This is a genomic window from Bacillus sp. EB01 (genome assembly GCF_000613125.1).
GTDB lineage: Bacteria > Bacillota > Bacilli > Bacillales > Cytobacillaceae > Bacillus_D.
Map to the genome: position 1 here is coordinate 649,440 of NZ_HG964497.1, position 26,636 is coordinate 676,075.

The window sequence follows — 26,636 nt, forward strand, 5'->3', positions numbered from 1 at the left end:
CAGGAGGAATTGAATATGCGTGACGTTGTTATTGCAAGTGCTGTTAGGACAGCTATCGGCACTTTTATGGGAACTTTGAGCAACACTCCGGCTACTGACCTTGGTGCCATCGTTATTAAAGAAGCTGTAAAACGTGCCGGCCTAGAACCCGGACAAGTTGAAGAAGTCATTATGGGTAATGTCCTTCAGGCAGGACTCGGACAAGGCCCTGCCCGCCAGGCTGCCCTTAAAGCAGGCATTCCTATTGAAGTGCCTTCGATGGCCATTAATAAGCTTTGCGGATCTGGTTTAAAAGCAGTTCATCTTGCAACACAGGCCATCCAGACCGGCGAAGCACAGATTGTCGTTGCTGGCGGAATGGAAAACATGAGCCTAGCCCCATACCTTCTTTCAAAAGGACGCACCGGCTACCGCATGGGAGATGCAACAATCTATGATAGCATGATCAAGGATGGCCTTGAATGTGCAATGAATCACTATCATATGGGCATTACCGCTGAAAATATTGTTGAGAAATATGGCTTAACCAGGGAACAGCAGGATGAGTTTTCCGCATGGAGCCAGCAGAAAGCCGAAGCAGCCATCAAAGAAGGAAAATTCAAGGATGAGATTGTACCAGTCGAAATCCCGCAGCGCAAAGGCGAGCCTATAGTTTTTGACACAGATGAATTCCCTCGTGCCGGCGTAACTGCCGACAAGCTAGGAAAACTGAAGGCGGCCTTCAAAAAGGATGGTTCAGTTACTGCAGGTAACGCATCCGGAATTAATGACGGTGCGGCTGCACTCGTTCTGATGAGCCGTGAAAAGGCAGAAGAACTTGGCATTAGGCCAATGGCTATTATCAAAGCCAACGGTGCTGGCGGCGTTGATCCTTCAATCATGGGTATCGGACCGGTTCCAGCAACTCGGAAAGCACTTGAAAAAGCGAATCTCACCATCAATGATATCGACCTTGTTGAAGCAAACGAAGCATTTGCTGCACAATCACTTGCAGTTGGGCGCGACCTTGAAATTCCAAATGAAAAATTGAATGTTAATGGCGGTGCGGTTGCCCTTGGCCACCCAATCGGAGCAAGCGGCGCCCGTATTCTTGTTACCCTTCTTCATGAAATGAAGCGCCGTGGCTCCCGTTATGGTCTGGCTACCCTCTGCATCGGCGGCGGCATGGGTGTTTCAACCATTGTAGAAATGGAAAACTAGATCATTTTGTTGCGAGCCTTCCCGATTGGCACGAGACCCTAAGCGCTTGTGACACATGGGAGAGCCTGCACGCTGCTAGGATTGGCTATACATGCATACCTTTGTTCGTAAGTGAACAAAGGTATGTACATCCTTATGACAAAAACACATACCTGAACGGAGGATATAAATGGTTGCCTCAATATCAAAATTCTTTACGAAAATGGTAGATAAGTATTTGCCAGACCCGCTTGTTTTTGCCATGATTCTAACTATTCTCACCTTTTTGCTTGGCGTCGGCTTAACGGATACTACTCCTGTTGAAATGGTAGGATTCTGGGGTGATGGCTTCTGGGGACTATTGGCATTTGCCATGCAGATGGCACTTGTCGTGGTATCCGGACACGCAATGGCAAGTTCACCGCTATTGCGCAGGTGGATGGGAAATATCGCATCTGTTGCGAAAACTCCAGCACAGGGGGTTATGCTTGTAACCTTCATGGCAGCATTCTGTAGCATTATCAACTGGGGCTTCGGGCTTGTCGTCGGTGCACTGTTTGCGCGTGAGGTTGCCCGCAGGGTACCAAAATCAGATTATCGCCTTTTAATCGCAAGTGCTTATATCGGGTTCCTTACCTGGCACGGCGGGCTTTCCGGCTCGGTTCCTCTCGTTGCTGCAACACCAGGAAACCCTATGGAAAAAATTTCAGGCCTGATTCCTATTTCTGAAACACTATTAACTCCTTATAACATTTTCATAACGTTGACCCTATTAATCACTTTGCCATTCCTTACTAAAATGATGATGCGCCCTGAGAGCGAAATTGTAGCCGTTGACCCAGAGTTGTTAAAAGAAGAGCCGTCAACAGCTCGTAAGCTTCCTCCAAATGCATCTATTGCTGAAAAAATGGAAGAAAGCAAAATCCTTGCCTATATCATCGGCGCCCTTGGCCTTGCGTATATTGTTTTTTACTTCAACAAAAATGGTTTCAAAATCGATATCAATATCGTCAACCTGATCTTCATCGTCCTTGGTATCATCCTGCACGGTACACCAATGTCTTATATGCGTGCAGTTAAAGCAGCTGCGGCTGGTACTGCAGGCATCATTGCCCAGTTCCCATTCTATGCTGGTATCCAGCTGATGATGGAGGCTTCTGGCCTTGGCGGGCTGATCACCGAATTCTTTATAAATATTTCAAATGAGCATACGTTCCCTATCCTGACATTCTTAAGCTCAGGTTTGATTAACCTTGCTGTTCCATCAGGTGGCGGACACTGGGTTGTACAAGGTCCATTCGTAATGCCTGCTGCAGAAGCTCTAGGAGCGGACATGGGTAAAGCCGCAATGGCCATTGCTTATGGTGAAGCCTGGATGAACATGGCACAGCCTTTCTGGGCTCTTCCTGCCCTTGCAATTGCTGGCCTAAAGGCACGCGATATCATGGGCTTCTGTATAACAGCGCTCCTCTATTCAGGGATTATCTTTATCGTTGGATTATATTTCTTCTAAAAACCCAAAGATGGGGTACTAAGGCTTTCAGCCCTAGTACCCCATCTTATTTATTTTGCTTTTGATAGGACAACATTGCCGCCTCTTAGGTTCGTAACGTTCTGGCAAATCTGTTTAGGTTGATAGAACTTATTCTACAGTTTTAAAGAAAAATTCATTAAATGTTCTCAAAATGGTTTATTCTGCATCTGCTTATTTCCTCCAATAAATGTATATAAATAGTGACATCTTCTTTACCAAATTTCCATCCATTTCTCATTTTAAAAAACCAATCGAAAGAGGGCGAATGAATGAAGAAACTTACTTTTTGCGCGTGTGGGAGTGGACAACCAACCGATTATTGCTGCACAAAAGGGTGGCATAACACATCCTATACTCAAGAAATTATCTACCCAAAAGAACGTGAGGAAGTGATAAAACTTCTAATTGCCAAACAGTTTCAAATGAGGAACCGAGGTCCAATTAAATTTTACAGAAATGACTTGAATACCTGGCAATTCCGCAAACCAAATGACCCCAACAGGAAGGAATTTACCCTAATTCTCAATCAATTTATTGAAGATTGTCTTAAAGAAAACTGCCCAAACTCATGGAAAGAATGCGACCAGTCATTTTGGGAAGAATTGATTGCTGCCTATTGGCCGAAATGCATTCACATCAGTGAAAAAGAGCAGGAACATTTTGTTTTTCTAATAGAACTAAGAAAGTTTGCCAAGTGGATTGACAAAAAAGAAAAGACACAAATCGAAACCACAATTGAAACCCTCACCAATGAAATTCTGCATGCTTTCCCTAAGTGAATCCATATTGAACCAGATGATTAGACAAGCTTATCCAGGTGTACTTTCAGGGCAACTGGATTTTACTCAAGCATTAGAAGAGGACAAACAAAGGTTTGACTCCTATTACATTACATTTCCCGGCTTATTTGAAGTTTCTGCTTCAATACATTCAGTCTTTTTACTATCCGATTTACAGACAGGCTACTCCTATCCTGTAACATGTCTTCCAGAATCTCTAAAACCGGGATTCCTTGTGCAGGGCTTGATTGGCCAAGTAATAGGTTGGCCATTTTGGGAATGGTGCCTTACAGACGGTGTTTTCCCGCCTCGATCAAAAAAGTATTTTTCCCGCTGATATGTAGACTTTTTTAAAAGAAAAGGGCCGGGCATTCGCCCGACCCTTTTCCCTTAAGATCAATTGAATTTGATTAAACTATTAGTACCTTATGGAAGTCTCTTCGTCCAAAATCCGCCTTTGAAGTAGCGTGGTTCATACGATATAACGAAGGCTGAAGGAGCAATTTTGTGGATGGTATCCATCAGCTTCTTTTCATTTGATCGCTTGGCAAGCACCTGCATAACAATTCTGTTGCCATCCCTGCCATCAGCCACCCAGCTGGTAACCCCAAATCCCTTATCTCTTAGTATAGTAGGTACATTCATTTCCTCTTTATTAATAATGATTTGGACGGTTATGTAGCCCAACGCAAGCCATTCCTCTATCTTGCTTCCTAGATAAACACCACTTCCCCAGCCTAAACAGTAGGCAACGAGGTTATATGTTTTGTCGATATTTTCAAGGACTATATTTAATCCAATTAGATAAACGAAAACTTCGACTACGCTTAAGAGTGAAGCTAGGACTTTTTGTCCTTTCATTACAAACATCAAGCGAACTGTAAACAGAGAAACATACACAACATTAATAACAATAATGGTAACAATCATGCTCATTGGGCTCATATTAAAACTCCCTGTATAAAAAATAAATTATTTCGTCCTAATTATTCCTTCCCTTTTCTTCTTTTAGTAAACAATATAAAGAAAGAGAACCTTAATTGGCCCTCTCCCTCTAAAGTACCTAGTATTGGCTTAATGTCCGCTTTAGGAACTCTTTTGTCCGTTCTTGTGTTGGGTTGGTAAAGATTTGTTCCGGATGCCCTTCTTCAGCAATGACACCTTTATCCATGAATACCACCCGGTCCGATACTTCACGAGCAAAGCCCATTTCATGGGTAACGATTAGCATGGTCAGACCCGATTCGGCAAGTTCTTTCATAACCTTAAGGACTTCCCCAACCATTTCTGGGTCCAGTGCGGAGGTTGGCTCATCAAAGAGCATGACGTCCGGTTCCATTGATAAGGCCCTTGCTATAGCCACACGCTGCTTCTGTCCACCTGATAACTGGCTCGGTTTCGCATTAATAAAGCGGTCCATGCCAACAACCTTTAAATACTTCAAGGCAATTTCTTCGGCTTCCTCTTTGGTCCTCTTAAGAACCTTCACCTGGCCGACAGTGCAATTGTTTAGCACATTATGGTTGTTAAATAAATTGAATTGCTGGAAAACCATGCCAAGCCTTGCCCGATACAAAGCCAGGTCATGTTTTTCATCAAGAATATTCTCACCCTTATAATTGATTTCCCCACCGCTTGGCATCTCCAAAAGATTGACACAGCGAAGGAGGGTTGATTTTCCTGAACCGGAAGACCCGATAATCGTGACGACTTCCCCTTTACCAACCGAGAAGTTAATATCCTTTAGGACTTCATGCGCTCCAAATGATTTACTTAAATGTCGAATATCAATGATTGTTTCCATCGTTCTCCCCCTAGTTTCTTCTCGTTTTCTTGGCAATATCATCAGGGGTTTCAACTTGCATTTGATTACCCATCATAATCGAGTAATTATCCGGGCCATCCATTCTCCGTTCAATATATCGCAAAATCCTTGTGACTGTAAATGTCATGACCAGGTAAAGCAAACTAGCCACAAAGAAGGATTCAAAATACCTGAAATTATTGCCTGCAATTGATTTTGTTTGGAAAAATAACTCAGTAACCGAAATGACATTCAAAACTGAGGTGTCCTTAATATTAATAACAAATTCATTGCCTGTGGCCGGAAGAATATTCCGTATAGTTTGCGGGAGGACAACATTCATCATCGTCTGGAAATGATTCATCCCGATGGCCTGGGCTGCTTCAAATTGTCCCTTATCAATTGAAATGATACCGCCACGGACGATTTCCGCCATATAGGCTCCTGTATTAATGGATACAATGATCAATGCCGCAACCAGGACGTTCAAATCTATGTTAAAGGCCATTGCTGATCCATAATAAATGACCATTGCCTGGACAATCATCGGTGTACCCCGGAAAAATTCAATATAAATTGAGAGAATAATATTAACAGTTTTTAAAAGGATCCGTTTTGATCCTCTGTCTGGCATTGGGATAGTTCGGACAACCCCTGCCAGAAGGCCGATTAGCGACCCAACAATTGTGCCTACCAATGCTATTAGGAGTGTCATTCCTGCACCACGAAGGAACATCGGCCAATAATCAGAGATGATTCTAATAATCCATTCAATACTCATGTAGCTTCTCCTTCCCATCATAAAACCGGCTGGTTTCAGCCGGTTTTATAATTGCATTTTACTTAGCAGCTGGCTGGTTTTTAATGGCTTCGTCCATAATAGAAGTCCGTTCTTCCTCTGATATTCCACTTAGGATTTCATTTATTTTATCAGTCAAATCGCTGCCTTTTTCTAATCCGGCTGCAATTGCAGTATCATCCTCGGAAGTTTTGAAACCTTCTTCAAATTCAACCATGACATAATTGCTGTTTGCTGAAGAAGCACTGACTGCTTCTGGACGTTCAGATACATAACCATCGATTATACCTGATTCAAGAGCAACCCTCATTGCAGGGAAATTATCCATAGCCGTTTGTTTCTTTACTCCGTCAATTTGGTCGATGACCGAATAGTGGAAGGTATTTAATTGGGCAGTAACCTTAGCACCGCTGAAATCCTGAATGGAAGTTGCATTTTCATATTTGCTGCCCTTTTTAACTACCATAACTAGGTCTGACTTATAATAGTTATCTGTAAAATCAATTGTCTTTTTTCGTTCTGCAGTAGGCGACATACCTGCGATAATGGCGTCTATTTTGCCAGAAGTCAGAGCTGGTACCAGCCCATCCCATTCGGTTTTAACAATAACAAGTTCCTTGCCAAGGCCATCAGCAATCTTTTTTGCGATTTCAACATCATAGCCGCCAGCATATTCAGCAGAACCGGAAATTTTCACTGCGCCATTTGAGTCATCAGTCTGTGTCCAGTTGAATGGCGCATACCCCGCTTCAAGACCGACTTTAAATGTATCTTTATCCGATTTACCGGAGCCGGTGCTCTCGCTGGAGCCACAGCCTGCCAGTAAAAGTATCGCAGACAGCATGAGTGTTAGAATAATAGATAATTTCTTGTTCACAACTTTTCTCCTCCATTTTTGGTGCCGCAGAACACAAAAAGCGGCCTGAGATAGACTCAGGCCGCACATATATGTACGCAAGCACAGATTCCCTCTCTTTATCCCGAATGAGATAGCACAACTCAGGTGAACTTGGGAGTTCACCGAGACAGTCCTGCAATTATTCACTGCAGACCCAGCAAGCATTATTGAGAAATAATACCCACTTCGGCGACATTTCCTTCTCCATAGCATCATTGCCTTCTCAAACTCCACTATGGACTGTTAAATACCGCGCCTCTACCTCACTATTAAAAGTGAGGTTACTATTAAATTATATTCCTAAGGCTATACTATAAAAACATTCCTGTCAACAACCTGCTTTTTCCATTTCATTCAATACTTTCAGCAGATGTAACATAACAATAAAAAAAGCCAGGCGTCCAGGTATTGCATACCTAAACGCTTGGCTTTCTATCAATCATATTTTCATAAACATGTCGTTTTTGTCCCTAAAATACCATTTAGTTTTCCTCTTCTTCTCTACGGTTCTTTTTAAACAGCTTCGATAGGACTTCATAGACAATCGGCACAATAATTAACGTAAGCAAGGTTGAACTTGTCAAACCACCAATAACGGTAATTGCCAACCCTTTTGAAATTAGGCCTCCGCCACCCTGGCCAATTGCAAGTGGGATAAGTGCACCGATTGTTGCAATCGCCGTCATAAGGATTGGACGCAGCCTAGTTGAGCCTGCTTCAAGAATAGCCTCGCGCATGGTCAGCCCATCTCGTTCCATATGAATGATCCGGTCGACCAATACAATGGCATTTGTAACTACAATACCAATCAGCATCAACAGTCCCATCATGACAGACACCGATATGGTTTCACCAGCAATAAGCAAGCCGACGAATGAACCGATAACAGTGAATGGCAAGGAGAAAAGAATTGCAAATGGCGCCAGGCCTTCACGGAATGTAACGACAAGGATGAAATAAACGATCGCAATGGCTGCCAGCATAGCGACTCCAAGCTGTGTGAAGGTTTCATTCATATCCGCCTGAACTCCGGCAACACCGACCGTAACACCCTTAGGAAGCTCAAGATTGTCGATTTCCTCTTGAACCTCGGAGGTTACCTTTGAGATGTCTTTTCCAATAGCCGTGCCTGACACGGTTGCGTAGTAATCACCCTTGCTTCGTGCAAGTGTATTCAAGGTTGTTCCCTCTTCGACAGTCACCAATTCAGAGAGGGGCATGGTTGTGCCCATAGCAGTCGGCACTGGAGTAGCCAACATTTCATCAATTGATTTAGGCTTAAGTGCCTGTTTCTGCTGGACGACTACATCAAGTGAAGTTCCATCCTTTTCAATCGTAGTCAGGACTTCCTTAGCGCCCATCGGATTGAGCATCATGATAATTTGGCCGGCGGTTAAGCCATATTTTTGAAGCAATTCATCTTGCTGTACATTAAATGTATATTCAACATATGCATCTTCAGCGGTAGAGGAAACATCCTCCAGGCTATCATTGTCATTCATGATAGCCTCCACCTTCTTGACAGATTCATTTAGCTTATCAAGATCCTCACTATAGAAGGTGTAGCTTACTTCATCCGCAGCCAGTGACATAGTTGTAAAGTTTTGGCTCTTCCACTCGCCGGACTGGCCGATGTTTGTTACATATTCTTCAACTTCTTCACGTACCTCAGGGAAATTGTCCATTTCCGGATCAAAAATGAGATACATCAGAGCACCACCAGCGCCTCCGCCCATCATAGCGGCCATCGGGTCGCCCTCTTCATTGATGGAAACCTGCAGGATATCAATATCTTCTCGCTGCAGAAGCTTTTCTTCTACCGCCTCGACATTTTTAAGTGTCTCATCTTTTAGTTCGCCTGTCTTTGGCGTATACGTCAAATACATAACCTTTTCTTCCTCACTGCCTAGGAAGCTGAAGCCAATCAACGGTGTCAGGGCGATACTTCCTGCCAGCAATACAATTGCAATGAGAGAGGTGATGATTTTGTGGTTAAGGGATTTATTGAGTACCCCCTTATACCAGTTTGCTAACCTGCCAGCTTCTTTATGGCTCTTTTCAGTCTTCTCGCCATATAGCTTCTTTTTAAACAAAGTATGGGACAGAACAGGTACGATTGTAATCGCAACAAGCAATGACGCACCAAGTGCGAATGTCATAGTCAGAGCAAACGGAGCAAATAGCTCGCCAACCATACCGCCAACAAAGATAAGCGGCGCGAACACTGCCACAGTGACCAAAGTCGATGACATGATTGGTTTGAACATTTCAATGGTCGCTTCGCGGATCAATGCCCTTCCAGTAAGTTTCTCATCCTTCAGATGCAGCCTTCGGTATATATTTTCCACTACCACTATCGAGTCATCTATGACACGTCCAATTGCGACTGTTACCGCACCGAGGGTCATGATGTTAAGCGTAATATCCATCCAGTTCAACAGGACCAACGCCATGAATATTGAAACCGGAATAGAAATGATAGAGATGATTGTTGACTTAAAGTCTCTAAGGAACAGAAGAATGATTAATACCGCAATCAATCCTCCGAAGACTGCTTTTTCAATCATTGTAAAAACAGATTCTTCTATTGGTTTACCCTGGTCAAGGGATACATCAATGACAATGCCTTCAATTTTACTTTTTTCTTCCTCAACCAAATCTTTCACACTATTAACTACATCGACTGTGTTCGCTTGCTGTTCTTTGACAATCTGAATCGCGATGGCATCGTCGCCATTGGTCCGGGAAACAGATTTTACTTTTCCAACTGTTTCAACCTTAGCAATTTCACTAAGCTTAACAAACGGTGCCGGATTTTCCTGTGATGGTGTAACCGGAATAAGCATGTTCTTTAGTTCATCTTCAGTCATGAACTTCCCATCAACTGCAACTGCCTGTTCGCCCTCTTTAAATTCATACAACCCAAGCGAAACAGCCAGATTACTCGCCTGAATGATCTCCTTCACTTTATCCTGGGTTAAACCAAACTGTTCAAGCTTTGCTTCGTCATAAGTCAACTCTACTTCTTCAATATGCTGACCGGTGATAGTTGCGGAACCGACTCCATCCAGCTTCTCAATTTTTGGAAGCAGGATTTCTTCAACAGTTGAGGTGAGTTCAACTATATCTTCCTCGGTGCTGCTGACACTCAATGCAACAACTGGCATCATATTCATGCTTAATGCAGTTATTTGAGGCTCCTGAGCTCCTTCTGGGAGTTCAACTGCATCAAGCGCTGACTCAAGCGCCCTTTTCGCTTCTGCCATATCTATCCCATATTCATATTCAATCTGGATATTGGACATATTGGAATATGAATTGGAATAAACCGCCTTTACATCCTCAAGCCCTTCGACAGCTCGTTCTATCGGCATGGAGATATCCTCCATAACCTTTTCAGGAGTAGCACCTGGGTATACATCCATTACCATCAGATACGGAATGGTTACATCAGGTATCGTCTCCATATTCATACGTGTGCCAGAATAAATCCCTGATACCGTTACGATAATGGTTAATAGCCATACAGCCAATTTATTCTTCAATACAAAATTTACCAAACCTTTCACTATGACACCTGCCCTTTATTGACTTAACTTACCCATTTATTTATACTAATGACTGGTCGGTCATTTGTCAATGAGATGGCAATAGGGGAGATATTAAAAAATGATTAAAAAACAACTGATTATGGAAAAAGCGCTGGAACTTTTCGCTGAGCAGGGATTTGAAGCGACCTCTGTCCAACAAATCACGGATCGCTGCGGTATTTCAAAGGGCGCCTTTTATCTTTCATTTAAATCGAAGGACGAGCTTATCGCTGCATTAATCGATCATTTTATGATGCAGTTCGTGTCGGACATTGACTACATAGTCAATAGGGAAGGTTCTATAGAAAATCTTCTATACGACTTTTATTATTCAACTTTCAAGACATTCTATAAACGCTCTGACTTTGCCAAAATCCTTATTAAAGAACAAATGCAGTCCCTAAACCAAGAGCTCTTTTTAAAAATGCGCCATTATGACAATATGATGGAGAAAAGTATTCAAATAATGATAGTGCGATTGTATGGAGAGGCTGCAGAGGATATTACTTACGATCTTGTCTTTACAATAAAAGGGTTGCTGAACACTTATTCACAGTTATTCATCTTATTTAATATACCTTCACCTGATATAGAGCTCCTTTGCCGATCCCTTGTGGAAAAAACCAACTTAATCGCAAGAAATACAACCTTGCCTTTTATAACAAAGGATTTATATCAGACTCTTCTAAACCCGGGGAATGAGCCACTATCCAGAGAGCAGCTAATTGAACTGATTAACGAGAAAATATCCGAAATTGAGGAACCAATAGAAAAAGATTCGCTGTCTTTGCTTGTTCGCGATCTTGAAGAACCCGTGTATAGTAAAACGATTGTCAAAGGCTTGATTGAGAATATCCGTAACCACCCCCACTGTAAATGGATATCCTATATGCTTAGGAATTATTATGAATTATAAAAAGCGCCGGCTCCCATGGCCGGCGCTTACACTTCCTACTTCTTCCCTAACTTGTAAAGATCCCTGCTCTTGTAGCCTCCCGCAAGTATTACCTTCATTTCCTCGCGGCGTTTCGCTTTCGTCGCATCCTGCTTTGCACTATATACATAGCGGGCCCAATCCTTTTGATAGCCCGGGGTAAGTGTATGGTAAAAGGAGAGCAAGTCAGGACTGTCCTGTAAATCCTTTTCTATCATCGGAATCATTTCAATATAGTCGGCCACACATTGGCTTGGCTTTTCATAGGTAGAGGTTTTGCCTTTGGCATCCTCCTTCAGCCCCACAACAGTAAACACATCATCCAAGCCAACCATCCGCGCAAACTTGACTGCACTCCCGCCAATGTAACCTTCTTCATCCGCACCCATTCCTGGTAAAAGGTCATCCCGATGAATGTGGGATTTGTATACCTTATTTCCCTTCTTTGGATAAGCCAGATAAAGATAGCCATTCTTGTTCAAGTAGTTTTTCTCAATGACCTTATCGACCAGACCTTTTAATGATTGAAAATCAAGTACAAATGCAAAGATCAAATCATATTGATCTTCTAAAAGCTCAGTATCATAGTCCTCTAGCCCTGAGAGATATTCTGTGCCTTCTGGAGTTCCCAAAACGGCTGCTTTCTTAAACTTATGTAGATTTAGCTTTTCAACAATTGTTTTAGCCATACTTATTGCCCCATCCCACCCATACACTTTTTTTCATCTTACTAATACAATATTATTATTTTAATTTAATCAGTAAAAGAAATACTTTCTTTTCCTTTTATTAAGGTTAAACCATAAATTGAAAAAATAGTAAAAAAGTCCAGTTTTTAATTAGAAAAAATAAAATTTTTTATTGTTTTTTTAAAAAGATACTGATAGTATAAAGAAGCGTAATTTGGAAAGCTGCTATTCAACAATCTAGAGTCTTTCCAGCAGATAATTTTTGACCACTTCTCTCTCTTCGAAGAAGTTAAGGCCATACGGACAGCCGGGTCAAATGCCGATTGGCAACTATTTGTTGCCTTATTGATTGAGTTAAAAGCTCAAATTTTATAAGTTGGTTACTTTACAACCAGTGCATATGCACACAACTTGTGAAACGGTCAATAAGAGTGGTAAAAGTAATTATTTGCTATATAGACTCTGATCCTAAAATGATATGTTGAATATTAAAGAGCTTCCTCCCTAGGACATCATTGCTTAGGGGCAGTATCGATGTGGCCTTTTGCCATGTAAATACTCATGCTTATTTAATATGACGATTATATCAAAGCAAGTGTTGTGCGCCTTATGCGTATTACATTTGCTTTTTTTGTTGTTTCGGCAAGTTACAAAATTCATTTAGTTAGGAGAATAAGAATGGGAAAAGCACTTATTATTGGCGCCGGTGGCGTTGCCTCAGTAGCAATTCATAAATGTGTTCAAAATAGTGATGTATTTGAAGAAATCTGCATAGCAAGCCGTACGAAATCAAAATGTGATGAACTGAAAGCTAAGCTTGATGGCAAGGGGACAAAAATTACAACTGCCCAGGTTGATGCCAACAATGTTGATGAACTAATTGCCTTGATTAATGAAGTAAAGCCTGATGTCGTCATGAACCTTGCTTTGCCATATCAGGACCTGACTATTATGGATGCCTGCCTGGCAACCAAGACAAATTATATGGACACAGCAAACTACGAGCCAGAAGATACGGCAAAATTTGAATATAAATGGCAATGGGACTACCATGAGAAGTTCCGTGAGGCTGGAATTACTGCCCTTCTTGGCAGCGGCTTCGACCCTGGGGTAACTGGCGTGTTCTCTGCTTACGCACTAAAGCATCATTTCGATACTATTGAATATATCGATATCCTTGACTGCAATGCAGGTGACCATGGTTACCCATTCGCAACAAACTTCAATCCTGAAATCAATATCCGTGAAGTATCCGCAAACGGACGTTATTGGGAAAACGGCGAATGGATTGAAACTAAGCCAATGGAAATCAAGCGAGTTTACGACTTCCCTGAAGTTGGCGAGAAAGATATGTACCTTCTCTATCATGAAGAGCTTGAATCTCTTGCTAAAAACGTCCCGGGCCTTAAGCGTATCCGCTTCTTCATGACATTTGGCCAAAGCTACCTGACTCACCTGAAGGCCCTTGAGAATGTCGGCATGACTTCGATTGAGCCAATTGAATTTGAAGGAAAGCAAATCATTCCTCTCCAATTCCTAAAGGCAGTATTGCCGGATCCAGCGTCCCTTGGGCCGCGTACAAAGGGTAAAACCAACATTGGCTGTATCTTCCGTGGCAAAAAAGACGGAGAAGATAAAGTTTACTATGTTTACAATGTTTGTGACCATGAAGAATGCTTTAGGGAAGTTGGTTCCCAGGCTGTTTCGTATACAACAGGCGTACCAGCAATGATTGGTGCAATGATGCTCATGACTGGAAAATGGGATTACAAGGGTGTCTTTAATATCGAAGAGTTCGATCCAGACCCATTCATGGATGAATTGAACAAATGGGGACTACCATGGAAGGAAAGCTTTGACCCAGAGCTCGTGGACTAAGATGAAATTTGAAGAATTGCCAACCCCTTGTTATGTAGTGGATGAAGGCCTTTTGGAAAAAAACCTAAAAATCCTGAATGGTGTCATGAAGCGTACAGGATGCAAGATTGTTCTGGCACAAAAAGCTTTTTCAATGACTTCTTTGTATCCATTGATAGGAGAATATTTAAGTGGCACGACAGCAAGCGGACCCTTTGAGGCTCGCCTTGGCTATGAAAAAATGGGTAAAGAAAACCATGTCTTTTCTGCTGCTTACCGCGAAGACGAAATGGATGAAATTATTGAGATTTGTGACCATATCATCTTCAATTCCAACACTCAGTTGGAGAAATTTAAGGATAAGGTTCTTGCAGCCGGCAGGAAGGTTGGCTTGAGAATCAATCCTGAATGTTCTACTCAGGAAGGGCACGCCATTTATGACCCTTGCTCACCAGGTTCAAGGTTCGGGGTAACAATTGAACATTTCCGTCCTGACTTGCTTGAAGGTGTTTCTGGCCTGCATTTCCATACACTCTGCCAGCAAAACTCGGATGCGCTGGAAATTACGTTAAATGCTGTTGAAGAGAAGTTTGGCCCATGGCTCTCTCAAATGGAATGGATCAACTTTGGCGGTGGCCACCATATTACCAGGGAGGATTATGATATCCCGCGCCTGGAAAAATGTATTAAGAGGATGCAGGAGAAATACGGCCTGGAGGTTTACCTTGAGCCAGGTGAAGCAATTGCTCTTAATGCTGGCTATCTGGTAACGACTGTACTTGATACAATAAAGAACGGCATGGATATTGCTATTCTTGATACGTCAGCATCCTGCCATATGCCCGATGTACTTGAAATGCCATACCGCCCTCCTCTTCTTGATTCAGGTGAAGTTGGTGAAAAGCCGCACTTGTACCGCCTTGGCGGGCAAACCTGCCTGACTGGTGATGTCATTGGCGACTATTCCTTTGACAAGCCTTTGCAGATTGGAGACCGTTTGGTGTTTGGCGACATGGCTATTTATACGATGGTTAAAAATACAACCTTTAACGGAATGCCACTGCCGGCGATTGCTATCCAGGATAAAAATGGAGATTGCAGAGTCGTCCAGAAGTTTGGCTACCAAGACTTTGCAATGAGGCTTGCATAAGCCGATATTTATATAAATAAAAACCCGGATTAAAATCCGGGCTTTTTTTATTTTCTTTTCACTATCCATCCAAAAGCTAAATTTTATGATTCAAAAAGTAATTTTTCTGGATCCTCAAGCAATTGCTTGATTCTAACCAGGAATCCAACTGCTTCCTTTCCATCGACAATACGATGATCATAGGAAAGAGCAATGTACATCATAGGCCGAATTTCGATTGTTTCATCATCAACAGCAACTGGGCGTTTTTGAATGGAGTGCATACCCAGGATTCCGACCTGAGGAGCATTTAAAATAGGTGTTGAGAATAAAGAGCCAAATGTTCCTCCGTTTGTAATTGTGAATGTGCCGCCCTGCAGGTCAGATAAAGTGAGTTTTGACTCCTTCGCCTTTAAGGCTAGATTACTAATCTCCTTTTCTATCTCCGCAAAATTTAATCGATCGGCGTCTCTCACAACAGGAACAACTAGGCCCTCGTCTGTAGAAACAGCAACTCCAATGTCATAGAATTTCTTAATGACCAGTTCATTTTCCTGAATTTCTGCGTTCAGTAATGGATAGCGTTTAAGCGCACTGACGACTGCCTTCGTAAAAAACGACATAAACCCTAGCTTTACATCATGTTCTTCAAAAAATTCATCTTTCCGCTTCTTCCTTAAATTCATGACAGCAGTCATATCGACTTCATTAAATGTCGTTAAGATCGCTGCCGTTTGCTGGACCTGGACAAGGTTCTTTGCAATTGTGGCACGGCGGCGCGACATTTTCCTTCTTTCTACTGGTTTGCTGAATTGGTCAACTGGTGCTTGCTGTGCAACTTGCTGTCCTGGTTGCTGCCCTGCGGCCTGGGACGTGTTAGCAGCTGGACGGCTCTCAGGTTCATAGTTTGCAACGTCCTGTTTACGCACCCTTCCTAACGGGTCTTGAGGAACAACATTCTGCAGATCAATTCCCCGTTCTCTCGCTAACTTTCTTGCTGCTGGAGAAGCAATGACTTCGTTAGTTGAAGCAGGTTTTCCTTCATCAGTTGGCGCTTCATTTGCTGCCAGTGTTTCTTCTGTGGCTGTCTCTTCATTTACAGCAGTTGTGTCTTCTGCAACTGGCAATTCAGTTGCCTGTTTTGCAGAACCACTACTAGTTTCCTCAATAACCGCAACTGTTTCTCCAACCATTACGTTATCGCCTTCATCTTTCAAAATTTCTTTTAATACCCCGCTGAACTCGGAAGTAATTTCCACATTCACTTTATCTGTTTCCAGTTCCAAAATATAATCTCCTGTTGAAACAACATCACCAGGTTGTTTAATCCATTGTGCAATAGTACCTTCTGTTATTGATTCGGCTAATTGTGGGATGACGATTTTCGCCATTTCCTTGCACTTCCTTCCTTAAGCATGTATAGGGTTCTTTTTCAGATTTTCGGTTTTTGTTAATGTCGCATTGATAATTCTTGCCTGCTCATTTTTATGAATGGCCGGGTCTCCCTCGGAAGGACTGGACATGCTTGGCCTTCCAATAAAGGAAACTTTAATAGAATCTGGCAGCAACTGTTGCAGGCAGGGAGCAATATAACTCCAAGCGCCCATATTTTGCGGTTCTTCCTGGGTCCATACAATTTCCTTTACGTTTTTGTATTGATGGATTATCTTTTTAATTTGTTCCGCTGGGAAAGGATACAATTCTTCTATTCTAATAATATCCAGCCAATTAAAGGATTCCGTATCCTTTACATTGTCACCTAGCTCTACTGCCAGGCGGCCTGTACAGAAGACAATTCGTTCTACTTGATCCCGTTCGGTTCCAAGTCCTGGCTGCTCAATACACGGATGGAACTGACCATTTGTAAATTCCTCTAAATATGACCCTGCCGAAGGATTCCGCAGTAAGCTTTTTGGAGTCATTAAAACTAAAGGCCTTACTGCATCTGTGTTCAAGATTGCTGCTTGTCTTCTTAAAAGATGGAAGTATTGTGCTGAAGACGATACATTCGCAACAGTCCAGTTATTTTCAGCAGCCATTTGCAGAAAACGTTCCAACCTGGCACTGGAATGCTCAGGTCCCTGGCCTTCATAACCGTGCGGAAGCAGCATCACAATTCCTGACCTTTGACCCCACTTGGAACGGCCGGAAGAAATAAATTGATCAAGAATAACTTGTGCACCATTTGCAAAATCTCCAAATTGAGCTTCCCACAATACGAGCGTTTCTGGGGAAATCACATTGTATCCGTATTCAAATCCAAGTACCGCAGCCTCGGAAAGCGTACTGTTATGAGCAGCAAAGGATGCATTTGCTGAACTGATTCTATGCAATGGGCTATATTTCTCTCCCGTCTTTTCGTCTGATAAAACAATATTCCGATGGGAGAACGTGCCTCTCTCAGAATCCTGTCCCGTTAATCGAATTGGTGTACCATCCTTTAAGATGGATGCAAAAGCTAATACTTCCGCATGGCCCCAATCAATTTTTCCATGATTCTCAAAAACATCTTGTCTCCGTTTCAATATTTTTTGCAGTTTGCCGAACACATTGAATCCTTCCGGCCACTCAAGAAGCTCTGAATTTATTTGTGTTAATGTTGATTGATTAACCGTAGTATCTATTTTCGGAATTTCATGGATATCCTCTGCTTGTAATTCAGAAATGGACCGAACCTCTAAAGGTTTCTTATTGATTTGTTCATATGCCTGTTTAAACCCTGCTGTTACCTCTATTTCAATCCGCTTGATTTCCTCTTCAGACATAGACTTTTCAACTAGTAGTTTCTGCTTGTATAAAGAAGTAATCGTTGGATGGCTGCGAATCACATTATATGTTACAGGATTAGTGGCCATTGGTTCGTCCATTTCATTGTGGCCCATCCTTCTGTACCCAATTAAATCTACTAAAATATCCTTATTGAATGTTTGGCGGTACTCAAACGCTATCCTCATAACTGCCAGACATACCTCAGGCGCATCCGCATTGACATGTATGACAGGAATATTAAATCCTTTCGCCAAATCACTGGAATATCTCGTTGATTTTGAATCTTCGCTTTCAGTTGTAAAGCCGATGCGGTTGTTTGCAATAATGTGAATGGTTCCGCCTGTTTGATAGCCCTTCGTTCTTGAATAATTCAGCGTTTCTGCGACAACCCCTTGTCCTGGGAATGCGGCATCCCCATGGACTGATATAGCAAGCGCTTTCGAAGTATCCTGTTTTGGATATCCTTTTTCAGAACGATCGTCTTGAGCGGCCCTTGTATACCCTTCCACAACTGAACCGGCAAATTCCAAATGACTAGGGTTATTCGCTAACGTGACTTTAATCTGTTTATTCTGGAAGCGTCTATTCTTTACAGCACCCATATGGTACTTTACATCTCCAGTGGTGCCGCTTACTTCCGAATGATCAGGGTTATCATTTACCCATGATGAACGTTGAAATTGTGAAAAAATCGCTTCATACGGTTTTTCCAATACATGGGCAAGTACATTCAGCCTTCCTCTATGCGCCATAGAGATCATGACATTATCTATTCCAGCTTCTGCAGATAAATGAACAACTTCATCAATGGCAGGAACAAGCGCTTCCAACCCTTCAACAGAAAAACGTTTTTGTCCAACATAGGTTTTTTGAATAAATTGTTCGAATCCTTCCACTTGGTAAAGCTTCTTTAATAGCTCTGCTTTCCTTGGTGCCGGAACTGCAGGTTTACTAAACTCATTTTCGATTTTCTGTTGCAGCCATTGTCTCTCTTCTGGCTCAACATGCTGAAATTCAAATCCACTATTGCCCGTATATACTTGTTTAAGAAAGTGAATCGCAGCTAGTCCATCTGAAAATTGGTCCTTCTTCTCCTGACAAATGATATCTGCAGGTATCTCTCCCACATCGGCTTCAGTTAAACCATAGTGAGACAAGGCAAGTGAATTAGATGGAGGCTGTGATTCCAATGGATAAATAGCCGCCTCCAGATGGCCGTTTGTCCGAATATTTTCTGCCAGCTCTATTACCTTTGTAAGCTTTTTCATTTTCTTGTAAATGAATTGTGGGGAAACATCCTGCTTGGAATACTGCTGATGTTGCCCATTCATTTGTGAAGATTCAACTCCCGGTGCTCCCCATTCCGCAAATAATCCTCTTAAGCTTTCATCGACTAATTCGGAATTAGTCACATACAAATCATACTGTTCCAACAAATATCCAAGATTAACTCCATGGACGTTATTCCACGGGCTAATTGGATTACTCATAATAAAACACCCCTTATTATCTTACTAAAACAATTTTCGCAATGTTCACTAACATTTGCAACTTACTTGTCTTAGAATATACCCATTTCCAGTGACTTAAATTAAAAATAATATATAAGTTCCTAACAACTGCAATAAAAATTAGAGCATATTAAAATACATGCCTGTTTATCAATAAAAATAGACCAACAAATTCAACTGCAATTTTGATGGTCTATTTACCTTACATAATTTAATTTTGTGACAGGTAACAGAACCCCGTTACTGTAAAGCAGTCTTTTAAAAGACTACTTTACAGTGTCATATCTATTGATGAGATAGATGTACTTCTATACTTTGCTCTTCACTTTGGATTGCACATGTAGTTCCTTATAGGAACCTGGTAGACATCTTTATCCTGCAAGTTTAGGAATGATCGGCAAAGATTAACTGCCAACTAACAGACTATGAAAACACCCCAGTGATTTAATTCTCCCTTTATCTCCTTGGAGCCAGTTCAATTGCTGAATTAATTGCAGCCAGCATACTTTGCTCATCAGCAATATTCTTCCCAGCAATATCAAAGGCGGTACCATGGTCAACCGAAGTTCTAATAATGCCACCTTTTAAACCAACGGTAATATTTACACCACTTTCGATCCCCATTACTTTAATTGGAGCGTGGCCTTGGTCATGGTAACAAGCCACTACCATATCAAAATCCCCTCTTCCTGCTCTGAAGAAAAGTGTGTCTGCAGGCAGAGGACCCGTTACATTAATTCCTTCAGCCTTAGCTCTTTCAATACCTGGCTGCAATTTTTCCTCTTCCTCACCATATCCAAACAGACCATTTTCCCCTGCATGAGGATTGATGCCACAAACAGCTATTCTCGGGTTGTCAAAACCAGCTTTAGAAAGAGTTTCGTGTGCCAGTTTGACAACTTTATATGTTCTTTCCGGATTGATGCTATTTATAGCATCAATCAGTCCCATATGTGTGGTTAAATGAATAACCTTCAAATTAGGGGTTGTCAGCATCATTGAGAAATCTTCCGTTTCTGTTAAATCAGCCAAAATTTCAGTATGCCCAGGATACATGTGGCCGCCTTTATGCAATGCTTCTTTATTTAAAGGTGCAGTACAGATTGAATCGATCTTTTTATCTTTTGCCAATTCCACTGCTTTTTCAATATACTTAAATGCTGCATCTCCCGCTTGAGAAGAAACTGCTCCATATGGCAAATCTTCAGGTAGAATATCCATATCTATCACATCAATCGTACCATACGTAAACTTCGCCTCTGATGGGTCTTTAATTGCATGGATAGCCGCAGTTGCTTCCACAATCGGTTTTACCCGTTCAAGGATTTTCGCATCACCTATCACGATTGGACGGCAGTTTTGATAAACTTCCTCATGATGAAGGGCCTTTACGATAATTTCTGGTCCTATTCCGGCTGCATCTCCCAATGTAATTCCAATAACTGGCTTCATTTTACAGGTCCCCCTTAAGTTTATTAATAGCATTTATAAATACTTCCGGAGTACCGAATCCTCCAGCTTTTGTGATAACAAATAAATCCTCTTTACCTAAGAACCTGGAGATTGGGACACCAATTTCCAATTCACCAAGTAATTCAAAACCTTTAATATCCCATAGCTCACAAATTTGTTTGACAGTGTCTCCCCCTGTCATTGAAACGCCACGGAAAAACTTCTGCTCCAAAAGGACTGAACAAACAGAGCCAATTGCTTTTACGATTTCATTACTGATTTTTGTATGAGTAAGCCCCTTCGCTTTGCCTTCAGCCCAAGCTTTTTGAATATCCTCTGTTTCTCCTGTTGAATAAATAACAACATCCATTCCTTGCTTTCCTTTTTCCGAAGCCTCATTAAAAACCCTTCTCATTTCATTTGCCCGCTCATTTTCATCTGAAACAGCTTTAAAGGATTCAAATGCTATTGGATATACATTGTTCTTTTCTAGTAGAAGCTTTAACTGTGCCCTGGAGTTTTTATTCACACTTCCAACTACCGTAAGAATTGGTCCATTATTTACGGGAACAAATAAGGGATTATCTTTTATCTTCATTTCATAGAAGGCTGGAAGGTAATTAGCTATACCTGCAGAACCAACCCAAGAAAAACTGTAGGCCAAACCCTTAGTGTATTCCAATATACATTCCAAATGGTTTTCTGATGTTGAATCGACCAAAATATAAGCTATTTGTTCTTCCAAATAGCCGTCGAGTTTCTTCTGGATAAAGGCAGCACCCTTTTCCAAATCAGCAACTGTAATGGTCCCAACTGGCCGTTTGGTCTGTTCTCCCAGGAGGTCAGGAAGATACGATTGAGTAACTGGTGTTTTAGGATCTCTCGAAATCTCCGTTTCACCGAGAGGTACACCATTTAAATAGTGCGTCGATTCGAGAATGGTTCGATTATTTTTTGGATAGCCAGGTGCAATCATCATAAAATCAGGTTTAACTACATCATAAACCGCATCAATCTCCGCACCTACATTCCCTCTCATTGTTGAATCCAGTTTTTTGAAGATATTATTAAAGCCTGCATCTTTTAAAAATACGGCTACTTCTTTTACCTTTTGGTAAGCTTCAGAACGATCTATGGATCGACTATCCGTATCAAAAACAACCGCTTCATATTCTTGGACAGAATCTTTGTCCATTTCAAATAATACCGATGTTTTTAGACCCTGCTGAGCAAGTTGAACGCCACTATCATTAGCTCCCGTAATATCATCTGCTATAATTGCTAATTTCATTTGCTTCCCCTCCTAAAAAGAAAAGAGACCGAGGTCTCTCTTCTTTACATCACAACTACTTTAGTTATATTTGGCTAATTGACCTTTGCTTTCCAACCGTTTTGCCAGGAATCCCATAACGATTGGAAGCAATATTGCAGTTGTTACAACACTAGCTGCAATTTGAACTGTAGAAACTTCAGCAAAAGGAGCAAAGCTTGCATTTGCAGCCACGATTGCTGCCGGAGTCGCCACAGCATTACCTGCTGTAGTACCTTCTGCCATACCGACAAGAGGGTTCCAGCCAATCCATTTAAACACTAAGTAGCCAGCACCGCCAGTCAAAACAACTGTAATAACCCCAAGCAAGATACCGCTTAATCCACCTTTAATAATTGCTGAGAAGTCAATGCCCATCCCTAAAGCAAACGCAAAGAAAGGAATCAGTACATCGCTGCCTTTTGTTAAAAAGGTCTTTAATTCTGGATCCAAATTGCCTAAAACCATACCAATGATAATTGGGAGGAGTACTGCCAAGAAAGATTGCAAGGAGAACATTCCATCTACGAATCCCATTGTTCCAAAGATCGATAGCGCTACCATTGTTAAGAATGGTCCGTCATTTAGAGCTAGCAGAGAATAAGCCGCCTTGTCATCCTCTTTACCGTATTGGCCAACCAAGGCCATATACATCCCGCCGTTGCTGTTTGTCATAGCAGCTATGATTGCAAGCGGAGCCATTCCCAAGAATAAGCCATTGCTGTCTGCAAGCCAGAAAGCAATTAAACCCACCAGTGCACCAACCAACCATTTCAATCCTAATAGTGTAGCACCTTTCCCAAGTGACACACCTACGTTTTTCACGCTAATTTGAGCACCTGCAATGAAAAGGAATAGGGCAATCAATGTGTTGGCACCGGTTACAAACAATGATTCAGTAAATCCGCCTATCCGAAGCATATTTGGAAAGAAGGTGTTTATTGTAGCAGCCAGCAATAGCGGCACTACCATCATCCCTCCAGGAATTTTATCTAAGGTTGCTTTAATTTTCATTTTTCTTTCCCCCTTATTGTTTGTAAACCGCTTACACGAATTATATTAATATAAACTGTTTATAATTACAACACTTATGTTCACGAAATTGTAACATTCTTTAAAATCGTTTAATTTTGCAACACTTTTTCTTTTAATCCACCTTACCTTGAAAAAATAGTTGATGAGTATTTGGTGGTGTCTGCTAAAAAATCAACAAAATCGTTTAACCAACAAAAAAAGCGTAAACTTAAAGTTAATCTTTAAGTTTACGCCATAAAGTAGCACGATTTATTCCCAAGCGCTCTGCTGCTTTTGTTTGGTTATTATTTTCCGCCTTTAATACCCATTTGATAATTTCTTTTTCAATTTCGGATAAAGTACCTTTTTGAAAAATAATATCAGCAGGCAAACTATCATTATAGCCTATTCTTTCAACCGTTTCCCTAAGGATCACATAATCTTTTTCATTCAACACGATTTGTTTGATTAGGTTTTTTAAGTCATCAATATTATTTGGGTATGTATACCCCTCTAAAAGATTTAGGGCTTCTCGGCTTATTTTTACGGCTTTCGTACCATAATGCTGGTGATAATAAGCTATAAAGTATTGTGCAAGGTCTTCAATATCTTCTTTGCGTTCCGATAAATCAGGTAGGATAATTTTATTTACCTTTGCCATATGATTTTCGGCAAAAGTAAAAGTATTTTCAGCGATTACAAAAACTCTTATATTTTTCTTTTGACATTCTCTTAAGAATTGGGTGAATTTTTGCCCATCATCCAAATATTCAGTATGAGTAAATTTAATAGTCCCGACACTGGATAGTGGCAAGTCCTCCAAATGGTCAATGTCGAATTGCTCAAAATCAATTGCAAGTAGCATTCTCCGGTCTGAACATTTCTTATGTATATAATGGGTGAGAAACTCTTTTCCCGTTCCTTTTTTCCCCTGCAAAAGGATCATTTCATTATTTTTATAGAGGGTTTCGAGATGATTGATGATTGTCCCCATAGACGCAGAGGCAGCTGCAATCGGTTCACTCACTATTTCTGAGTGTATTTTTAAGCCCTTATGCTCCAATTTCGAAATGGTATTTTTCTCAATAACTATTGCTTTATAGCGCTGCTTTTGAATTGTAAGTACATGTCCTCTAAAATCAATAGGATTGGCGTTTATTACAAAGCTACCTGTGATTTCATTTATAACCTTGAGATCTGTGAGTGCCAATTGAAGCTGGTTTTTGGACAATGGATTTGAGTGAAAATCGGTCCAAAGCTCATATATAATCCGATCTTCATTATCTATAATCATAAAATTGAGATTGTCCTTTTGAACAAGCTGTTCAAAGGCTTGTTTTAGTATATTTTGGTGAGCCATATAACCATAAAGAAGCTTGGCATCTTCCAGTGCTTTAATAATCGATTCTTTTCCTGACTGAATTAAAAAGCCTCTAAGGCCCAGTTCGTTTGAAGTCCTGACAGTGATAACATCGCCTACAATTTGCTGAAACCCAGAACTCTTCAGCTTTAAAACAAGCGGGACAACCTCATCTGAACTTGATACGGTATAGACTTTTAATGGGTAGTCCAATAAATCGATTATGGACTGTGCGCCGGATGTGATATTGGAAAAACCCACAATTGCAGTTTTATTTCCTAAATTATTGACTAGGGAAAGCGATCGAATCATGTCATATCCAGATAGATGCATATCTATTACAGGGATCCGGACAGACTTTTTTATTAATTGTGCCGTACCTCCCCTGCTGATAATAATATCGGAACCATCTTTTTCTGCTTGAATGGCCTGCTTAACCCCTTCTGTTAAATCTCCTACGGAATAATTTATATGGAATGTAGGAAAAAGTGAGGTACATTCTTTTATTACGGATATCATTGCTTCATAGGGAGCAACGATATGTATTTTTATTTTCATGAATATTCCTGCCTTCCACCTTGCTCTGAAGCTTTTTCAGTATCAATTCTTAATAAGCCCATTTTAACATAGATGCCCAAGAGGAACTAAAACATAAAAAATGTCTTGTTTAGCCTTTTCTTTTTCGAAATGTTCCCCTTACGATAATCATCGGGCCGTCAAAGTTTTCAGAATGAATATTTCATCCCTCTTTTTCCATACTAAATTGCAGAAGGAGGCTGAATCATGGCAAAGCGTACAAAGAAGAATGACCCACAGCAAAAAAACAAACAAGGATTTGATTCAAGCAAGAAAGATACAGAGTTTGGTAAAGAATTTGGAAGTGCCAATGCAAACCGTGCTAAAAAGGAAAAAGATAAAGAACAACGAGCCTATACCAATCAGGATGCATAATTAACTTAAATAGCGAGGAGCTCTATCATATGACTCAATCCAAATCGCAAAAAGAAAGGCAATGGGAAGCGAGAAAGGAATCACAAAATCCGCATGGGAAGGTTAAATCCTTCGAACAGCTGGCTGAAGAAGCAGGAAAAGGCAAAACCAAGTAGTATAAAAATGGACTTACCATTTATATGATAAGTCCATTTTTATTTGCAGAAGTTATGATTCAATTCCTTATTTTCAGGGTATGTAATCACCGCTGTACATTCCCCAGTAATCTGCCCGCCTTCTTTCAATCCATTCAAACACATAACTACCCTCTAATTTTTTCCGTTTGTAAAAGTTTTCTTGGGGAATGAGTCTTTATGTAAGGAGGGAACGAGCATGGCAATTAAAGCTCTAGTGTTGAATTGCAGTCTTAAGGATAGCACGGTGACTTCTAATACCCGTGCCCTTATTGATGAGGCTGTGAAGATTTTCGAGGAAAACGGGGCCGTTACGGAAGTACTGACAATGGCTGATTATTCAATTGGCTTTGGGATTACACATGAGGCAGTGAATAACCAGGACCAGTGGCCAATTATATTTGAAAAAGTAAAGCAGGCCGATATTCTCGTGATTGGATCTCCAATCTGGCTTGGTGAACAAAGCAGCCTTGCTACCTTGGTGGTGGAAAGGCTATATGGCGGGAGCAGCCTGACTAACGAAAAAGACCAATACATTTACTATAACAAAGTTGGCGGTGTGGTCGTCACTGGTAATGAAGATGGCGGGAAGAACGTCTCCAGCTATTTGATTTATGCACTATCCCATATCGGGTTCACCATACCTCCGAATGTCGATACGTATTGGGTAGGAGAAGCAGGGCCCGGGCCTTCATTCATTGAAGCAAATGGAAACCAAAACGAGTTTACAATGCAGCACGTAAAGATTATGGCCCACAATTTGCTTCATTTTGCCCGGCTACTGAAGGAGCACCCAATCCCGGCAGAAGGTAATGTCATCAAAAGTGAATAGGTTTTGACATTTGGGTAAATAGCACTTGTTTTGGATATGAAAGAAAACTCGCCACGGCGAGTTTTCTTTTTGC

The 26,636-nt window shown here is 41.2% G+C and carries 21 protein-coding genes and 1 riboswitch; of the genes, 9 read left to right on the plus strand and 12 right to left on the minus strand.

The genetic code is table 11. The features are described 5' to 3' along the window. Positions 1 to 9 precede the first annotated feature (9 nt). The 3 genes from TY16_RS02895 to TY16_RS02905 all read left to right on the plus strand — a co-directional run bounded on the left by TY16_RS02895 (position 10) and on the right by TY16_RS02905 (position 3,492). Positions 10 to 1,200: an acetyl-CoA C-acetyltransferase gene (locus tag TY16_RS02895; protein WP_043930230.1), complete on the plus strand. Its 1,191-nt coding sequence runs from the start codon at positions 10 to 12 to the stop codon at positions 1,198 to 1,200. Positions 1,201 to 1,369: 169 nt separating this feature from the next. Then, complete coding sequence (locus TY16_RS02900) at positions 1,370 to 2,692, plus strand: TIGR00366 family protein (protein WP_043930231.1); 1,323 nt, start codon at positions 1,370 to 1,372, stop codon at positions 2,690 to 2,692. Between the two features lie 290 nt (positions 2,693 to 2,982). Then, positions 2,983 to 3,492, plus strand: coding sequence for a hypothetical protein (locus TY16_RS02905; protein ID WP_043930232.1), 510 nt, complete (start codon positions 2,983 to 2,985; stop codon positions 3,490 to 3,492). Between the two features lie 426 nt (positions 3,493 to 3,918). Here TY16_RS02905 and TY16_RS02915 read toward each other — a convergent pair whose 3' ends face one another. The 5 genes from TY16_RS02915 to TY16_RS02935 form a co-directional block, all read right to left on the minus strand. Then, entirely contained in the window at positions 3,919 to 4,437 is a 519-nt protein-coding gene (locus tag TY16_RS02915) for a DUF2179 domain-containing protein (protein ID WP_043930234.1), read from the minus strand. A 118-nt stretch (positions 4,438 to 4,555) separates the two neighbouring features. After that, positions 4,556 to 5,296 carry an amino acid ABC transporter ATP-binding protein gene (locus TY16_RS02920; RefSeq protein WP_043930236.1) on the minus strand — a complete coding sequence of 247 codons (741 nt, stop codon included), beginning with the start codon at positions 5,294 to 5,296 and terminating at the stop codon, positions 4,556 to 4,558. Between the two features lie 10 nt (positions 5,297 to 5,306). Then, positions 5,307 to 6,077: an amino acid ABC transporter permease gene (locus TY16_RS02925; protein ID WP_043930237.1), complete on the minus strand. Its 771-nt coding sequence runs from the start codon at positions 6,075 to 6,077 to the stop codon at positions 5,307 to 5,309. 58 nt (positions 6,078 to 6,135) lie between these two features. Continuing rightward, positions 6,136 to 6,939, minus strand: coding sequence for a transporter substrate-binding domain-containing protein (locus TY16_RS02930; protein ID WP_442853241.1), 804 nt, complete (start codon positions 6,937 to 6,939; stop codon positions 6,136 to 6,138). Between the two features lie 138 nt (positions 6,940 to 7,077). Then, positions 7,078 to 7,262, minus strand: a riboswitch (Lysine riboswitch). Positions 7,263 to 7,475: 213 nt separating this feature from the next. Next, positions 7,476 to 10,562 (minus strand): efflux RND transporter permease subunit, encoded by a 3,087-nt coding sequence (locus TY16_RS02935; RefSeq protein WP_043930240.1) that lies wholly within the window; start codon positions 10,560 to 10,562, stop codon positions 7,476 to 7,478. A gap of 100 nt (positions 10,563 to 10,662) precedes the next feature. Between TY16_RS02935 and TY16_RS02940 the strand changes: the two genes are divergently transcribed. Then, positions 10,663 to 11,499, plus strand: coding sequence for a TetR/AcrR family transcriptional regulator (locus TY16_RS02940; protein WP_043930241.1), 837 nt, complete (start codon positions 10,663 to 10,665; stop codon positions 11,497 to 11,499). A gap of 35 nt (positions 11,500 to 11,534) precedes the next feature. Here TY16_RS02940 and TY16_RS02945 read toward each other — a convergent pair whose 3' ends face one another. Next, positions 11,535 to 12,206: a YdeI/OmpD-associated family protein gene (locus TY16_RS02945; protein WP_043930242.1), complete on the minus strand. Its 672-nt coding sequence runs from the start codon at positions 12,204 to 12,206 to the stop codon at positions 11,535 to 11,537. Between the two features lie 678 nt (positions 12,207 to 12,884). Here TY16_RS02945 and TY16_RS02950 point away from each other — a divergent pair. Both TY16_RS02950 and nspC read left to right on the plus strand, forming a co-directional pair. Continuing rightward, entirely contained in the window at positions 12,885 to 14,084 is a 1,200-nt protein-coding gene (locus TY16_RS02950; protein ID WP_043930243.1) for a saccharopine dehydrogenase family protein, read from the plus strand. A 1-nt stretch (position 14,085) separates the two neighbouring features. Beyond that, a complete protein-coding gene (nspC, locus tag TY16_RS02955) occupies positions 14,086 to 15,213 on the plus strand; it encodes a carboxynorspermidine decarboxylase (protein ID WP_043930245.1) in 1,128 nt (375 codons plus the stop codon). An 83-nt stretch (positions 15,214 to 15,296) separates the two neighbouring features. Here the strand turns inward: nspC and odhB are convergent, their stop codons facing one another. From odhB to TY16_RS02985, 6 genes are all read right to left on the minus strand, one after another. Continuing rightward, positions 15,297 to 16,583 carry a 2-oxoglutarate dehydrogenase complex dihydrolipoyllysine-residue succinyltransferase gene (gene odhB, locus TY16_RS02960; RefSeq protein ID WP_043930246.1) on the minus strand — a complete coding sequence of 429 codons (1,287 nt, stop codon included), beginning with the start codon at positions 16,581 to 16,583 and terminating at the stop codon, positions 15,297 to 15,299. A gap of 18 nt (positions 16,584 to 16,601) precedes the next feature. Further along, positions 16,602 to 19,451 carry a 2-oxoglutarate dehydrogenase E1 component gene (locus TY16_RS02965; RefSeq protein ID WP_043930247.1) on the minus strand — a complete coding sequence of 950 codons (2,850 nt, stop codon included), beginning with the start codon at positions 19,449 to 19,451 and terminating at the stop codon, positions 16,602 to 16,604. Between the two features lie 477 nt (positions 19,452 to 19,928). Beyond that, entirely contained in the window at positions 19,929 to 20,924 is a 996-nt protein-coding gene (gene pdxA / locus TY16_RS02970; protein ID WP_043930248.1) for a 4-hydroxythreonine-4-phosphate dehydrogenase PdxA, read from the minus strand. A 1-nt stretch (position 20,925) separates the two neighbouring features. Further along, positions 20,926 to 22,215: a four-carbon acid sugar kinase family protein gene (locus TY16_RS02975; protein ID WP_043930250.1), complete on the minus strand. Its 1,290-nt coding sequence runs from the start codon at positions 22,213 to 22,215 to the stop codon at positions 20,926 to 20,928. 60 nt (positions 22,216 to 22,275) lie between these two features. Continuing rightward, positions 22,276 to 23,247: a 2-keto-3-deoxygluconate permease gene (locus tag TY16_RS02980; protein ID WP_043930251.1), complete on the minus strand. Its 972-nt coding sequence runs from the start codon at positions 23,245 to 23,247 to the stop codon at positions 22,276 to 22,278. A 235-nt stretch (positions 23,248 to 23,482) separates the two neighbouring features. After that, complete coding sequence (locus TY16_RS02985; RefSeq protein WP_043930252.1) at positions 23,483 to 25,165, minus strand: sigma-54-dependent Fis family transcriptional regulator; 1,683 nt, start codon at positions 25,163 to 25,165, stop codon at positions 23,483 to 23,485. Positions 25,166 to 25,390: 225 nt separating this feature from the next. On the opposite strand from TY16_RS02985, the gene TY16_RS26495 reads away from it, so the two are divergent. The 3 genes from TY16_RS26495 (at position 25,391) to TY16_RS02990 (ending at position 26,563) form a co-directional block, all read left to right on the plus strand. Then, positions 25,391 to 25,558, plus strand: a complete 168-nt coding sequence (locus tag TY16_RS26495) for a hypothetical protein (protein WP_197028350.1) — start codon at positions 25,391 to 25,393, stop codon at positions 25,556 to 25,558. 29 nt (positions 25,559 to 25,587) lie between these two features. Then, the gene (locus TY16_RS26785) at positions 25,588 to 25,713 is read left to right on the plus strand and encodes a DUF6254 family protein (protein WP_231505552.1); all 126 of its coding nucleotides are present in this window, start codon (positions 25,588 to 25,590) and stop codon (positions 25,711 to 25,713) included. A gap of 217 nt (positions 25,714 to 25,930) precedes the next feature. Next, positions 25,931 to 26,563, plus strand: a complete 633-nt coding sequence (locus TY16_RS02990; RefSeq protein ID WP_043930253.1) for a flavodoxin family protein — start codon at positions 25,931 to 25,933, stop codon at positions 26,561 to 26,563. Positions 26,564 to 26,636 lie beyond the last annotated feature (73 nt).